The 15,287-nt window shown below is 42.6% G+C and carries 11 protein-coding genes; 6 read left to right on the top strand and 5 right to left on the bottom strand.

The window, feature by feature from the left end:
• Window positions 1-5 precede the first annotated feature (5 nt).
• The 3 genes from ACE01T_RS08160 to ACE01T_RS08150 all read right to left on the bottom strand — a co-directional run bounded on the left by ACE01T_RS08160 (window position 6) and on the right by ACE01T_RS08150 (window position 4,967).
• Window positions 6-3,110 (bottom strand): efflux RND transporter permease subunit, encoded by a 3,105-nt coding sequence (locus tag ACE01T_RS08160; protein WP_395519090.1) that lies wholly within the window; start codon window positions 3,108-3,110, stop codon window positions 6-8.
• Window positions 3,111-3,136: 26 nt separating this feature from the next.
• A complete protein-coding gene (locus tag ACE01T_RS08155) occupies window positions 3,137-4,243 on the bottom strand; it encodes an efflux RND transporter periplasmic adaptor subunit (protein WP_227609453.1) in 1,107 nt (368 codons plus the stop codon).
• 79 nt (window positions 4,244-4,322) lie between these two features.
• A complete protein-coding gene (locus ACE01T_RS08150) occupies window positions 4,323-4,967 on the bottom strand; it encodes a hypothetical protein (protein WP_180082160.1) in 645 nt (214 codons plus the stop codon).
• Between the two features lie 280 nt (window positions 4,968-5,247).
• On the opposite strand from ACE01T_RS08150, the gene pilG reads away from it, so the two are divergent.
• From pilG to ACE01T_RS08120, 6 genes are all read left to right on the top strand, one after another.
• The gene (pilG, locus tag ACE01T_RS08145) at window positions 5,248-5,631 is read left to right on the top strand and encodes a twitching motility response regulator PilG (protein WP_086195987.1); all 384 of its coding nucleotides are present in this window, start codon (window positions 5,248-5,250) and stop codon (window positions 5,629-5,631) included.
• Window positions 5,632-5,654: 23 nt separating this feature from the next.
• On the top strand, window positions 5,655-6,023 hold the full coding sequence (locus ACE01T_RS08140) for a response regulator (protein ID WP_086195986.1): 369 nt from the start codon (window positions 5,655-5,657) through the stop codon (window positions 6,021-6,023).
• A 5-nt stretch (window positions 6,024-6,028) separates the two neighbouring features.
• The gene (locus ACE01T_RS08135; protein WP_086195985.1) at window positions 6,029-6,565 is read left to right on the top strand and encodes a chemotaxis protein CheW; all 537 of its coding nucleotides are present in this window, start codon (window positions 6,029-6,031) and stop codon (window positions 6,563-6,565) included.
• A 45-nt stretch (window positions 6,566-6,610) separates the two neighbouring features.
• Window positions 6,611-8,683: a methyl-accepting chemotaxis protein gene (locus ACE01T_RS08130; RefSeq protein WP_086195984.1), complete on the top strand. Its 2,073-nt coding sequence runs from the start codon at window positions 6,611-6,613 to the stop codon at window positions 8,681-8,683.
• Between the two features lie 173 nt (window positions 8,684-8,856).
• Window positions 8,857-13,284: a hybrid sensor histidine kinase/response regulator gene (locus ACE01T_RS08125; protein ID WP_180176435.1), complete on the top strand. Its 4,428-nt coding sequence runs from the start codon at window positions 8,857-8,859 to the stop codon at window positions 13,282-13,284.
• 4 nt (window positions 13,285-13,288) lie between these two features.
• Window positions 13,289-13,747 (top strand): hypothetical protein, encoded by a 459-nt coding sequence (locus ACE01T_RS08120; protein WP_086195982.1) that lies wholly within the window; start codon window positions 13,289-13,291, stop codon window positions 13,745-13,747.
• A 76-nt stretch (window positions 13,748-13,823) separates the two neighbouring features.
• Here ACE01T_RS08120 and dapE read toward each other — a convergent pair whose 3' ends face one another.
• Window positions 13,824-14,960 (bottom strand): succinyl-diaminopimelate desuccinylase, encoded by a 1,137-nt coding sequence (dapE, locus tag ACE01T_RS08115; protein ID WP_180174809.1) that lies wholly within the window; start codon window positions 14,958-14,960, stop codon window positions 13,824-13,826.
• 129 nt (window positions 14,961-15,089) lie between these two features.
• Window positions 15,090-15,239 (bottom strand): entericidin A/B family lipoprotein, encoded by a 150-nt coding sequence (locus ACE01T_RS08110; protein WP_086195980.1) that lies wholly within the window; start codon window positions 15,237-15,239, stop codon window positions 15,090-15,092.
• Window positions 15,240-15,287 lie beyond the last annotated feature (48 nt).

Here is a 15,287-nt window from a genome sequence, read left to right as displayed (position 1 = left end):
GTTTATTATGCCATGATTTTTCGGATTTGGCGCGTCATAAAATTCTTCAAGTCATCCAGGTAGGTGAAGATCACAGGAACCACAACCAGAGTCAATAGGGTGGAGGTGATTACGCCCCCAATCACGGCATGGGCCATGGGTGCACTTTGTTCGCCACCTTCACCCAGACCCAATGCAAGAGGAATCATCCCCATCACCATGGCACTGGTGGTCATTAAAATAGGGCGTAGACGGGTTTTTCCCGCTTCTATAATGGCATCATAACGATCAACCCCACGATCCATGGCTTTTTTGATGAAGTCAATTAACAGGATGGCATTTTTGGTCACTAATCCCATCAGCATGATAATGCCAATAATGGAAAACAGGTTCATGGTGGAATTAAACAGGAATAAAGCCAGAAACACCCCAATCAGCGAGAGGGGAAGGGAAGCCATAATCGCAGCAGGATGAATGAAGCTGTTAAATTGTGAACCCAGTACAATATAAATAAATACAATGGAAAGGGTAATGGCGGTTAAGGCATAACCTGCCGATTCCGCCATGTCTTTATTTGCACCTTGAGTCGCAAAGCTATAACCGGGTGGCAAATCAAAGTTATCTTCAATTTTTTTAATATCCCGCCCGATATCACCGGCAGGTCGTCCAGCGGTATTGGCTTCGACCAGAACTTCACGAGCCAGATCACGACGGGTAATTTGTGAGGCACCCAGCGTTTCGTTAAACGATGCCACGCTTGCCAGCGGTATTAAAATAGGTTGACCTGAAGCATCGGTTTTTTGTGAATTCAGATAAAGATTTTCAATGTCGCTCGGCAGGGTGCGTCTGTTTTCCGTCAGGCGAAGATTAACATCATAAATTTCACCTTTTTCATCTTGCCAGGTGGTAACGTTGTCGCCTGCAATTAAGGGACGAATGACATTGGCGATTTGATTGACAGAAAGACCTAAATCACTGGCAAGGACACGATTGATATGAACCGCCAAGGTGGGCTTAGGTTCTTTAAGTGAACTTTCAAGATCGACGATACCTTCGACTTTGGAAATTTCTGCCAGAAAGCGATCGGAGATTTTTTGCAGTTCGTTCAAGTCGGTGCCTTTAATGGAAATCAGGATCGGTTTTTGCCCTCCCGAAACCGTTTCATCTGCCGAAGCCACCGAGGTAATGGTAATACCCGCTACACTTTGCAAGCGCTGGCGAAACTCATTATTCAGTTGGGTCAGGGTCTTATCACGCTCCAGACGAGGAGTGACCTTGACTCGTATGCTGACATGGTTTTTACCACGATCTGTTACCCCATTGATAATGCTGTAGGTATTACGTACATCTGGATGCTGGCGCAGAATCTTTTCCACTTGCAGTAACTTGGCTTGTGAATACTCGAGTGAGGCATCTACAGGTGTTTCAAATTTAATCCGAATTTCGTTTTTATCTGGAACAGGAACAAATTCCGTACCAATCAATTTAGATAAACCCAATGCACCAAAAAGTGAAGCTACAGCCACTATCAGGGTTAAAATACGGAAGTGTAGTGCCAGCTTTAACAGTTTTTCATAGTAATGACTTAAATGATCAAGCCTGTTGGATATCCAGTTAAAGAAGCACTTGATTCTGCTGGGTTTCTTTTTGGGATTATGTTTTTCAGCCCAGTGTGCAGAAAGCATGGGATCGAGGGTAAAGCTGACAAACATTGAAATCAGCACGGCAGCACTGACCGTTACGCCAAATTGATAGAAGAATTTACCGATAATACCTCCCATAAATGCAACCGGTAAAAATACCGCAACAATGGTCATTGTCGTGGCTAAAACCGCCAGCCCAATTTCTTTGGTGCCATCGAGTGCTGCCGTTACTGCATCTTTGCCCATATCGGCATGACGGACAATATTTTCCCGCACTACAATTGCATCATCAATCAACAGGCCAATACTGAGGGATAATGCCAGTAAGGTCATCATGTTAATAGTGAAGCCGAAAGCCCAAATAAAGGTTAATGTCCCCAACAGGGAAATCGGTAAAGTCAGTCCGGTAATGGCAGTGGAACGAAAAGAACCCAAGAATAGCAAAACAATCAGAACAGCGAGAACCGCACCTTCAATAATGGTCCGTGCCACATCTTTAATACTGCCACGAATGCCTTTGGAGCTATCGACGGCAACTTTAGCCACAGTACCCTCGGGTAGCTGTTGCTCGATTTTTGCTAGGGCTTTATAGCTGGCATTGACCACATCAATTACATTGGAATCCGAATTACGCAGAATATCAATCGCGACCGCAGCTTTACCATTTAAATAAGCACTTGATTCCAGATCGGCTTGACCATCTTCAATGCTTGCCACCTGTTTTAGAAAAATAGGAGCACCATTTTTATTGGCAATAATCAGGTCACCAAACGATTGCGGGTGAATCACTTTGGATTTGATTTCCACCACCAGTTCAGACGTCGGCTGTTTTAAGGTTCCCCCCGGAACCTCAATATTTTCACCTTTCAAGGTATTGATGACTTTATCTACACCAATATCAAAGCTTTGTAGTTTATGCGGATCGACTTCAATACGAATCTGGCGTTGTGCATCGCCCAGTAAATTGACTGTACCCACGCCCGGCACGGTTCGAAGTTGCGGGACAATCTGCTGACTTAAATAGGAACTCAAGTCTCGTAACGGCATGGTCTCTGATTCAAACACAATCGATATCACCGCATTGGCAGTAGGGTCATAACGTTCAACAACAGGATTCTTAATTTCATCTCGAAACTGGGCGGTAACTGGAGCAATCTTATCGCGAATATCCTGGGCGGCCACTGCAGAAGACATATCCAGATTAAATTCGACAATAATGGTCGACAGCCCTTCACTAGACTGGGAAATAATCTGTTTTAAACCTGAAATGGTATTGATCTGGTCTTCCATTTTTTTTGTAATTTCAGATTCAATGGTTTCAGGGGAGGCACCCGGATAGGAGGTATAGACCACAACAAATGGAAAATCGACATCGGGAAATTCTTCTACGCCCATGCGTTGCCAAGATGCCAGCCCCAGTACCAGTAAACACAACATCATCATGATGGTGAAAACAGGATATTTAACGCTAATTCGGGTAAACCACATAAGAACAATCCTGTACTTATTTTTTATTATTTATTGATGACGACCGCTTGATGAATGTCCTGGTCATTAAATTTAATACGGCTAATCTGGTCGGCGTTTTGCAGTCCTTGCACGACAGCCAAATTGTCCCGATAGCGCTGTTCCAGAATGACCAGATTGACCTTTTCAATTTTGTTCTGGCGGATCACCCAGACATAGGGTTTATCTTTGATATTCTGGATCACATCGAGCGGAATGAGCTGACCTGAAACTTGAGTCGAAGCAAGAATGTTGCCTTCCACGAAAGAACCAATACTCAGTGAGTTAATGGTTTCATTCGGTCGGGCAAAGAATTCAATCTGGCGACTGGCAGGATCGGCAATAGGGGAGATGCGTGTTAAAACAGCAGTCAGTTGAGCTGGATTGCCTTGAATGGTGTATTCAATATGCTGTCCCACTTTTAAAGCGGCTTGCATGTCACTTGGCAATTTGGCCTGAATTTCTAGCTGACTCGGATCCACGATTTCAAACAGGGTCTGGCCAGCAGCAACGGTTTGACCAGCATCGACTTGGCGCTGTGTAATTACTCCGGAAATGGGACTATAAATAGTCCCTTCACGCTCGGCTTTTTGGGCAATATTGACACTGGCCTGTTGCGCATGCACATTTTCCAGTTGCGCCTGATAGTCAACAGCAGCCTGTTCATATTCAACTTTGGAGATAAAACCTTGATCCAATAAGCGTTGTTTGCGCTGCATCATATTTTTAGCCAGATTTGCCTGCGCTTGTGCTGCTGACAAATTGGCCTGAGCTTGCGCTAAACGTGCAGCATTATCTTGATTATTCAGGCGAACCAAGATCTGTCCCTTAGCGACTGACTGTCCGACCTGGACATAGACCTGGGTTGCAGTGGCAGTGACCTGAGCCTGTATGCTACTTTGATTGACTGCACGAAGCGTGCCGGTAAAAGCACTTTTTGCGACAGAAGTGCCATTCTTCACGGAAACTAGATCTTTTTCAATTAATTCAATTTTTGTTGTGGTTTCTACAGGTTTTTCTATTTCATTTTTTTTGCAAGCTGTTAGAAATAAAATTAAACACAGAACGCTGCCGGTTAAATATTGCTTATGGTCACTTAATTTAGATTTTTTCATATGCTGTCCAGATAGCATGTAGCTTCATCCTTTTTATTTATTGTGACTTAAATTAAGTGCTTCATAGCCTAAATACAATTTATTCAAGCGCTTTTAAGCGAGCGATAATATTGTCGTATTTTGCTTGAGTATTTCGATAGTTAATTTGTAATGATTGAATCGTTGCTTTTTTTGCTTCAATATTCTTTTGATTATTCTCGATTGTATTTTTCAAGCTGGCTGGAATGTCTTCAGCTTTACGTAAATGTTCAATCTGTTGACGCTTAAAATAAATACGGTCAGTTTGTAATTGCTTTAACTGGTCTTGCTGAAAGGCAATTTGCTTTTTGATGCCGGTTAATGCGTCATTACGTTTTGCGAATGCAACTTGACTATTACCATAAGCCTTTTTTAGTTTTAAGTCCGCTGCCTGCTGTCTGGCGTGGGCTGCACGTTGCGGTGCCTGTTTAATATCGGCTTCAGTATTATAGGCACGATTACGCCGGATGACCTGCATGTTCTGGTCCAAAGCTTCGTAGCCATAGCGAATATGATTGGGGGTGACATTGGTGCTAATATTGGCTATACCCTTACTGTCATAATAGCGATACCAGGTGGCTTTAGGTGGCGGATTTTCAGCATATGCGAATGCCGATTGCAAAACCAGAAAAGAAAGAAAAATGAATCTAAAGTTCATTTTTTTTTGTGCAATGAAAGCAAGTTTGTATTTAAACTGACTTTGCATTGTAACCCCCGAATAAAAGTTGACTAAATTACTTATTTTAAAAGTAATAAATGAGCTATATTAGACTCAAAATAAGTAATAAAAAACCTCTGTCTGTCAAAAAAAAATCATTGGTCGATGGAAAGTGTGAAGTCGTTATTGAAAATAGACTAAAGTGAGTCTTCGTGCGGAAAATGTTCATTGAAAAGGCAAGTAAAGATATGTTAAAAATGTTTGTAACTTGTAATAAAATTTTTGACTAAAATTGTTTGTACATTCTAAAAATGGGAAGGATCATTAAATGGACGAAAAATTCCAAAATCTAAAAGTGATGGTGATTGATGATTCAAAAACCATTCGTCGTACAGCAGAAACATTACTCCAACGTGAAGGTTGTGAAGTCGTGACCGCAGTAGACGGGTTTGAGGCTTTGGCAAAAATTGCTGAAGCAAATCCGGATATTGTTTTTGTAGATATTATGATGCCACGTTTAGACGGTTATCAAACTTGTGCATTAATTAAAAATTCGCAGAATTATCAAAATATTCCAGTCATTATGCTGTCAAGTAAAGATGGTTTATTTGACCAGGCAAAAGGTCGTGTTGTTGGTTCGGATGAGTATTTAACTAAACCCTTTAGTAAAGATGAATTGTTAAACGCAATCCGCAATCACGTAACAGCATAAGTTTATTTTTATTGGGGAAAAGCATGTCACGTATCCTTATCGTTGATGATTCACCTACGGAAACATTTCGTTTTAGAGAGATTTTAACCAAGCATGGCTTTGAGGTGATTGAAGCAGCAAATGGTGCTGATGGTGTCACAATGGCACAAGCAGAATTGCCAGATCTAGTGCTCATGGATGTGGTCATGCCTGGTGTAAACGGTTTTCAGGCAACACGTCAGATTGCCCGTGGTGCTACTACTAAACACATTCCGATTGTGATTGTCAGTACCAAGGACCAAGCCACTGACCGCGTTTGGGGGAAACGTCAGGGGGCAAGTGATTATTTGACCAAGCCTGTAGACGAAAACCAATTAATTGATGTGATTAAACAACACCTCAATGCAGGATAAGCTCTATGGCAGCAAATGGATTTATCGAATTACTTCGGATTGCTAAACGTGGTAACAAAAACTACGTTACAACTGAAAATGAAGTAAACCGATGGTCAGGCATTGCTTTTGAGATGATGGGGCAATATTTTGTTGCCCCTTTGGGTGAAGTATCTGAAGTGATATATCCACCAAAATATACTCCGGTTCCAAATACTCAGTCATGGGTGATGGGACTGGCCAATATTCGGGGACGTTTACTTTCCGTCGCTGATTTGGCGCATTATATTTCAGGACATCGAAGTCAGTTTTCACCGACTCAAAAAGTATTGTGTATTAGTCATAATGACCATTATGTCGGTTTGGTGGTAGATCAGGTTTTGGGGATTCAACACTTTAATAAGAAGAGTTTCTTTTCTAAAAACAGTGAATTAGATAGCAATTTACAAGAATATTGTCAGGGTTATTTTTATCAGCATAATCAGCACTGGCATGTTTTCTTATTTAGTCGTTTATTGCAAAACCCAAAATACATGAATGCCTCTATAAAATTTATAAATTAATAGTCGCAAGCTAAAGAATGATAGCGCAACTCGGGGAGAAGCTGGATGGGCTTTAAACTTAAAAAGAAAAATACAGGTGAAGGCACCAGCCATAATGGCGGGAATGCTTTAGTCGCAAAGATTCAATCACAAACAGAGCAATTATCACGTGTATTTGGTGACAGTGAAAAGTCCAAACCATTAATTTTGGGGGCAGCATTTTCTCTGGTCGTAGCACTCTTCCTGTTATTGTACTTATTCTATAGTGTACCGCGTAATAATGAATTGACACGTAGTGTGGGTGATTTGCGTCTATTGTCACAAACCATTTCACGTCAGGCAACTGATGCAACTGCTTCAGGAACCAAAGAGTCGATTGATAAATTAATTAAATCGCAAAAAGAATTTGCTGAAAACCTGGAAACGGTTAAAGATATTCATCCACATACAGCTGCATTGGTTGAGGTGGAAAAGCAGTGGAAATCGCTATCAGAAGGGATTGATTTAATTTCGTCTCAACAGAAAATGATTAACAAGCTGTACGATACCAATATTGCAATTGGTGAGTCGATTCCGGGAATTCAGGCAGAATATAACCTGATGGTTGACCAAATGGCGCGTCAAAACATGCCGTCTAACCAGGTGGTTATTGCCAAAAACCAGGTATTCATTGCGGAACGTATTTTGCGTTCGATCAGTTCGGTACTCACAGGTAACGATAACTCGCGTGAATCTGCGGATGACTTCAGTGCCGATACTGAAACTTTCGGTTCTTACCTCAATGCCCAGCTCAATGGTAGTGCAGAACTGGGTGTAGAACGTATTGATGATCCGGCATTGCGTGAATCACTGACAGGCATTAAAAGCGAATATGATGATGTACTAAAATCAGCTTCTGCAACAATTCTTTCAAACTCGGCGCAAATTGTAAAAGTACGTCAAGCTTCTGCTGCAATTTTTGCCCAGTCGGATGAATTGTTAGCCAACCTGAATAAGCTATCTGGTGGTTCGAGCTTGGCTATTGCGCTTCCTGCCTTGCTTTTAATCCTGTGTCTGGTTGCTTTCCTGTTTTCTGTATTCAAGTTGCTTGCATTACGTGGCCAGTCAGATAAACAGCGCGTGGCAAACCTGCAAGAAGAATATGACCGTAACCAGAATGCGATTTTACGTTTACTGGATGAAATTGCCGACTTGGCGGATGGTGACTTGCGTTCATATGCAACGGTATCGGAAGATTTTACCGGAGCAATTGCCGACTCCATTAACTTCGCGATTGACCAGTTACGTGACCTGGTATCACGTATTACTGAAACGTCTCAAGAAGTTGCGCAATATACAGCGAATACCCAAGGCATTACCCACCAGCTTGCTGAAGCATCTGAACACCAGGCACAAGAGATTGCCGGTGCATCTGCCGCGATTAACGAAATGGCGATGTCTATTGACCAGGTATCTGCAAACGCGGAAGAATCTGCAGTGGTTGCGGAGCGTTCGGTACAAATTGCTGCCAATGGTGCAGAGGTTGTAAACCGTTCTATTGAAGGTATGGACACCATCCGTGAGCAGATCCAGGAAACATCTAAACGTATTAAACGTCTGGGTGAATCTTCTCAGGAAATTGGTAACATCGTTGCCCTGATTAACGATATTGCCGACCAAACCAACATTCTGGCATTGAACGCTGCAATTCAGGCATCTATGGCGGGTGAGGCTGGTCGTGGTTTCGCCGTGGTAGCCGATGAGGTACAGCGTCTTGCGGAACGTTCAGCCTCTGCAACCAAACAGATTGAAGGCTTGGTAAAAACCATTCAGACAGATACCAACGAAGCCGTAATTTCGATGGAGCAAACCACTTCCGAGGTTGTTCGTGGTGCAAGCTTAACCAAAGATGCCGGTGTGGCACTGGATGAAATTCAAAACGTATCGACCAACCTGGCGCGATTGATTGCCAACATTTCGGATGCTGCAAAACTTCAGTCTGCTTCTGCTGGTCACATTGCGACAACGATGAATGTCGTACAAGAAATTACCTCGCAAACCACAACAGCAACCTTCGATACAGCACGTTCGGTATCGGAACTGGCAAATATGGCCGAATCATTACGTGAATCTGTAACCGACTTTAAATTACCTGACTAAGTTAATTAAAAAGCGTTGCAGTGATATTCCCTGCTTTTGGGCAGGGGATATCTATAAGACACAGATCAAGCATCGACAAGATGAACTTAACTTCAAAGTTAGGTCTCGCGTGATGGTGACAATTAAGTTTGAGCAACCTTCTTGGTGGCAGATAAACGTAAGAAGCCTAAGCTATGAAAGAAATATTAAAAAATTTAGTTGAAACGACTACGCTTCCTGAAGATAGTTATCTTGATCAAGATGCAGAAATTCTAGAAATTTTTGTTGAAGAAATAGAAGAAATCTTCGTTGAATTAAGTACTTTATTTACAACTTGGTTGGAAAATCCGAATGACCAAGAAACTTTAACGACCATTCGCCGTCATTTTCATACCCTTAAAGGTTCTGGCCGTATGGTTGGAGCAAAATCTGCGGGTGAGTTGGCATGGGCGGTTGAAGATACTTTAAATCGGGTTATTTCCGGCACAGTACCTTTGGACAGCACAGTTCAACGATTTGCCCAAACTGTATTTAATATTTATCAATACAAGTTATACCCAATTTTTAAAACTGTTCAAAATGCTGATATCGACTTAAGACCTTTAGTATTATTGGGGCAGCAAATTCAGCAGCAGGTCAGTTTAGAACCTGCACTAGAAGAATTGCTTGAACTGTCTAGCACACTGACCAGTGTCAATAGTCTTACTGGTCTGGAATTGCAGGATCAATCATTTAGTGAAGCAGCGCCTGAAATGGCAATCGAAACTACTGCTACAGCAGCGTCAGTCGCAGCAGACGACAACAATGATATTGAAGAAACGGTCGCGATCTTTATTGAAGAAGCAGAAGAACATCTGCTCACGATTGACCAGTTCCTGAAAAATGAACAGGAACAATATCAGGATTATAATGGCCTGATCCGTGCCTTGCATACCTTGCGTGGCAGCTCTTCTATGGCACATATTGATCAGATTTTTGCAGCCAGTACCAAGGTTGAAAACTTATTTAAAACACTTTTACAAGAAGAAATTGTCTCTACCTCCAGCCAGACTGCGTTGCTAATTCAATATGCTGAATTTGTCCGTGATTATTTACATACTTTAAGACAGGGTCAGACTCAGAAACTTGATGCGATATATGCCACCTTTAATTCGGCATGGGACGACTATGGTTTCAGTTCTGCAGAAGTGGATGAGGACGTTAATCCGCAAGGTCTGGTGTCCAAACTGGTCGAATTGAATATTGATTTACTTCTGGATGCCGAATTCGAATTTGAAAAACGTGCCAAAGTAGAATATCCGGAATACATTCAGGCCTTAAGCCAGCAGGCACAGCAATTATTGGACAATACTGATAATCGTGCTGCGATGGGCATCTATCAATTTACCCATGAATTGAAGTCTGGCTATGAAGCTCTGGTATTAAAACCGGAACTGCTCAATATCGACTATGCATATGATCTGTTTGGGCAGGCACATCAAGAGTTCATTCATCTGTTTGATACACTGGCGGCAGGTCAGCGCGTTATTTTAACGGAAGATATCCAGAAAGTTCTGAATGATCTGGCAGCCTTTGTTCAGCAGGATCTTGAACAGTTCGAAGTTCAGGAACCGAATCCTGAAACTCAAGCTGAAGCCTCACCAGCTGCTGCTTCAGGTATTGTAGATCTGGCACAGATTTCACAAAAAATTGGTTCAGACCGCGAACACATGCATGCTGCTGATGCAAATCGTGATTTTGATGAAGATTTGTTGGATATCTTCCTGGAAGAAGCAGAAGAATTACTGGGCGGGATCGATCAAGACTTGAATACCTGGTCGAAAGATCCGTCCGATACTGCAGCACTGAATAATTTAATGCGTTATTTGCATACCCTTAAAGGGGGTGCCAATATGATTCAGGCGACTCATATTGGCTTAATTGCGCATGAATTGGAAAGCATTTATGAACGCGTGATCCGTCATCAAATTGAGGTCAATCCGCAACTCATCAGTATTATTCGCTTAGTACAAGATGATGTATCAGACCGTATTCAAGTCATTCGCGATGAGCAGATTGATTATTCAGGTGCTGAATCGATTGAAATTTTGCGTAATATTCAGGCGATCGCTCAAGGTAGTGTGGCTGTAAGCACCGCAGTTGCGGAAGTCGAAGTTCAGGCTGAACCTGAAGTTGCAGCTGAAATTGAAGAACTTGAAACTGCAACGACAGTAGAAACAGAAATTGAACCTGAAATAGCTGCTGAAGTTGCCTTGGCAAGTCCAGACCATGTTGAAGAGCCGGATGACAGTATCCGTTTAATTGCAGAAGAAACCTTCTGGGAAGAAGCAGAAGAAATTCTGGAGTCTACAGATAGCCTGTTGAAACAGTGGTTTGAGCAGCGTAGTGACCGTAGCTTGCTGCTTCAATTACAGCGTGCAGCCCACAGTTTGAAAGGTGGCGCACGTATGGTGGAAAATGAACCAGTAGGGGCAATTGCTTACCAGCTGGAAACCACCTTCGAACGCTTTGCGGTGCATCAGTTCAACTCCAATGTTTATGACCTGTTATTGCAAACGACTTTGGCATGGTTAAAGCAGGCTATTTTCGAGCATGATTACAGTAATTTTGACAGCGTCAAATTAAGTTTAGAGTCGATTGAATTTGTTGATGTCATTGCGCAGTTACCTAAGCGCGTGGCCGAATCTGATACGCTGTCTACGGCTAAAGTCTTTGAATTTGTTCAGGGTGATGGTACCGAACCTCCAGCAATGATGGGTGAGTGGGATACAAGTAATCAACAGGACAACAGCAATGAAATGATCCGTATTTCTGCCGATCTGGTCGAGAAAATGATCGACTTGTCTGGTGAAAATGCGATTAACCGTTCACGTATTGAAATGGACTTGGGACAGTTTAGTAATACCCTGAACGAAATGGAACTGGCGATCAAGCGTCTGGCTGACCAGTTACGTCGAATGGAAGGTGAGCTCGAGTCTCAAATTATTGCCAAACATGGTGATAATTCACGTTATGCCGATTTTGATCCCCTGGAGATGGACCAATATTCATCATTAAACCAGTTGTCAAAATCGCTGGCGGAATCTGCATCTGACTTGGTCGATTTCAAGACGACCCTGTCAGAAAAGATTCGTGATACGGAAGGTTTACTGTTACAACAATCCCGTATTCAAGCCGAGATTCAAGAAAGCCTGATGCGTACCCGTCTGGTACCATTTGATCGTTTATTGCCACGGTTACAACGGATTGTGCGTCAAACCTCATCGACCCTGAACCGTCCGGCCGAGCTGGTGGTGCAAAACACCGAAGGTGAATTGGACCGTAACATTCTAGAGCGTCTGGTTACACCGTTCGAGCACATGCTGCGTAATGCGATTGACCATGGTCTGGAAGACACTCACGTACGACATGAGTTACAAAAGCCTGAAGTCGGGAAAATTGTTCTCAATATTAGCCGTCAAGGTACAGATGTACTGGTGTCATTCAGTGATGACGGTAAAGGGATTGATGAAACAAAAATTAAAGAAAAAGCACTCAGCTTGGGTTTAATTAAAGCCGATCAATCCATGGATAAGCAGGAAATCCTGCAATTAATTTTCCATCCTGGATTTACTACTGCCAAAGAAGTGACCCAAATTTCCGGACGCGGTGTAGGTCTGGACGTGGTGCAAAGCGAAATTAAGGCGCTGGGCGGGCATATTTCCATCGATTCTGAATTGGGTAAAGGGACCACCTTTACCATTCGCGTACCAACTACGGTGGCGGTGAGTGACGCCTTGATGGTTAAATCAGGCGACCAGCAGTTTGCGATTTCACTGGCACAAATTGACCGTATTGTACGTATTGCACCATCAGCACTGGAAAAATATTTCAACAGTAAAGACGACTTCTTTAAAATTGATAACACCAGTTACAAACTGCGTTATTTATCCGAATTTGTGTCCAATCAGCCTTTACCACGTTTAAGTAATGTTGCCCATTCTTTACCTGTATTGCTGATTAAAGGCAATAGTGGTCAAACTATTGCACTACTTGTGGATCAGCTGATTGGTTCGCGTGCACAAATTGTGGTGAAACCGATCGGTCAGCAATTCTCAAGTGTTGGCGCTGTTGCCGGAGCGACTATTCTAGGTGATGGTCAAGTCTGTCTGATTCTGGATGGTCAGAATATTGCCCGACAAATTCAGAACACCCAACGTCTTAAACATGTGTCTGATCAACGTGAGCATTCGCGTTACAGTAATACACGCCGCCTGATCATGATTGTGGATGACTCGGTGACAGTACGTAAGGTGACCTCACGTTTACTTGAACGTCAAGGCTTTGATGTGGTGACGGCCAAAGATGGTATTGATGCCATGGAGCAGCTGGAAAATGTCAAACCAGACTTGATGTTGCTGGATATTGAAATGCCGCGCATGGACGGTTTTGAAGTCACGAATCTGGTTCGTCACCATGACGTGCATCAAAACTTGCCTATTATCATGATTACGTCAAGAACAGGCGAGAAGCACCGTGAACGTGCATTCAGTCTTGGGGTAACGCACTATATGGGTAAACCGTTCCAGGAAGCGGAATTGCTGGAAAATGTGGAAAGTTTGTTAGAAATCAGTCAGGGATAACTCAATGAGCCAAAATAGTGTTTCAAACTCTGCTGTTGACCGAATTTCACAACAGGAGTTACACCACCTTATTACGGTATCTACCGGATTTATCGATACCTATATTATCGATTGTTATGGTAAGGAAGCGATGATTCTTCCGCAAAACATTGTCTTGTCTGCGCTGGATAGCGCTACACAGGTGCCTTTTGTGGAATGGCATGAATTGAAGCTGCCAGTGTATGCTGTGAATGATCCGGAGCGCAAAACGGGTGTAGCATTGGTCATTGAAGGCGATGATGTCAGTCAGCGTTTTGCCCTGATGTGTAATGAGATGCCAAAAACGATTCGTCTGCGTATTTCTGAAGTGGTAGATGAAGAACGCACGGCAACAGACCCTGATGTATTCCAGTATGTACGGATGGGAGATCAGGTGTTTTATGTGCCTAATCTCGAACACATTCAGTCTTCTTTAGGATTGTAATGTTGAAGCATTTATAAAAGGTGGGTAATAAAAAAGGAACTGTTCAGTTCCTTTTTTATTTTATGTGGTTACTGTTTTAGCGAGCTAATAAGCCTTCTAGAATTTGTTCGTAAATTTCAGCAAGCGGTTCCAGGTCAGCAACATTTACATGTTCGTCAATTTGATGGATGCTGGCATTTAATACACCGAGTTCCAGCACCTGTGCACCTGTAGGGGCAATAAAACGACCGTCGGAAGTACCGCCACTGGTAGAAAGTTCAGTTTCAATACCGGTGACATTACGAATGGCATTTTTAGCAGCATTGACCAATTCGCCTACTGGGGTAAGGAATGGCAAGCCAGATAATGTCCATTCAATATCATAATCAAGATTATGACGGTCTAGAATTTCTAAGGTACGTTCTTTTAAATGTTCAGCAGTCACTTCAGTTGAATAACGGAAGTTAAATAAAAGATTCATACTGCCCGGAACCACGTTAGTTGTACCGGTACCTGCATTGATATTGGAAATTTGGAAAGATGTTGCAGGAAAATATTCATTGCCATTGTCCCACACCGTATCGCACAGTTCAGCCAGGGCTTTAGAGGCAGTATGAATCGGGTTGATGGCAAGGTGAGGATAAGCCACATGTCCCTGTTTACCTTTCACGGTTAATTTAGCATTCAATGAACCACGACGACCATTTTTGACCACGTCACCCAACTGTTTGGTACTGGATGGTTCACCAACCAAACACCAGGTCATTTTTTCATTACGGGCTTCTAAAGCTTCCACAACTTTCACGGTACCGTTAATGGATGGACCTTCTTCATCGGAAGTAATGAGAAATGCGATAGAACCTTTATGGTCTGGGTGTTTTGCCACAAAACGCTCTGAAGCCACTACCATCGCTGCCAGTGCTGTTTTCATGTCGGCACTGCCACGTCCATACAGTTTACCATCGCGAATTTCCGGTACAAAAGGGTCCGAATTCCAGGCATCTAAACTCCCGGTAGGTACCACATCGGTATGGCCTGCAAAACATAAAACAGGTGCTTCAGTACCTTTACGTGCCCACAGATTGTCCACGTCTTCAAAACGCATCGGTTCAATATTGAAGCCGATTTTTTCCAGACGTTCCGCCATGATATTTTGGCAGTTATGATCGATTGGTGTTACAGAAGGCTGACGTAGCAGTTGCAGGCTTAAATCAAGGGTAGCGGAAGAGGTCATGCGATTTTCATAAGTCGATAAATTTGTCTGCACTATAATAGGCGAATATGTCCTTGAATGTGAATGACTGCCCTAAAATTGGCATAAAAAAACCCTATCTTGGATAGGGTTCTGTGTGCTGAAGACAAACTAGTTTTTGCGGATTTCCTCAGAAGTTTTTTCTGCAGTATCGGTTACAGCCTCTCCAGCTTTAGATACATCTTTACCCATACCTTTAAACGTATTACAGCCAGTTAAAGCAAATGCAATAATGAGGGAAGCAGCAAGAATTTTTTTCATCATCATCTCCAAGTCATTCATTATTTTGATGTGAATTCAGGTTAATTA

Origin of the sequence: Acinetobacter uliginosus, assembly GCF_044130295.1 — a bacterium.
Taxonomy (GTDB): domain Bacteria; phylum Pseudomonadota; class Gammaproteobacteria; order Pseudomonadales; family Moraxellaceae; genus Acinetobacter.
This window is presented reverse-complemented; position numbering and strand designations above follow the sequence as displayed.

Bases quoted from the DNA above. Each gene is read 5' to 3' on its own strand.
- ACE01T_RS08160 (WP_395519090.1), bottom strand. From the start codon at position 3,110: ATGTGGTTTACCCGAATTAGCGTTAAATATCCTGTTTTCACCATCATG.
- ACE01T_RS08155 (WP_227609453.1), bottom strand. From the start codon at position 4,243: ATGAAAAAATCTAAATTAAGTGACCATAAGCAATATTTAACCGGCAGC.
- ACE01T_RS08150 (WP_180082160.1), bottom strand. From the start codon at position 4,967: ATGCAAAGTCAGTTTAAATACAAACTTGCTTTCATTGCACAAAAAAAA.
- pilG (WP_086195987.1), top strand. From the start codon at position 5,248: ATGGACGAAAAATTCCAAAATCTAAAAGTGATGGTGATTGATGATTCA.
- ACE01T_RS08140 (WP_086195986.1), top strand. From the start codon at position 5,655: ATGTCACGTATCCTTATCGTTGATGATTCACCTACGGAAACATTTCGT.
- ACE01T_RS08135 (WP_086195985.1), top strand. From the start codon at position 6,029: ATGGCAGCAAATGGATTTATCGAATTACTTCGGATTGCTAAACGTGGT.
- ACE01T_RS08130 (WP_086195984.1), top strand. From the start codon at position 6,611: ATGGGCTTTAAACTTAAAAAGAAAAATACAGGTGAAGGCACCAGCCAT.
- ACE01T_RS08125 (WP_180176435.1), top strand. From the start codon at position 8,857: ATGAAAGAAATATTAAAAAATTTAGTTGAAACGACTACGCTTCCTGAA.
- ACE01T_RS08120 (WP_086195982.1), top strand. From the start codon at position 13,289: ATGAGCCAAAATAGTGTTTCAAACTCTGCTGTTGACCGAATTTCACAA.
- dapE (WP_180174809.1), bottom strand. From the start codon at position 14,960: ATGACCTCTTCCGCTACCCTTGATTTAAGCCTGCAACTGCTACGTCAG.
- ACE01T_RS08110 (WP_086195980.1), bottom strand. From the start codon at position 15,239: ATGAAAAAAATTCTTGCTGCTTCCCTCATTATTGCATTTGCTTTAACT.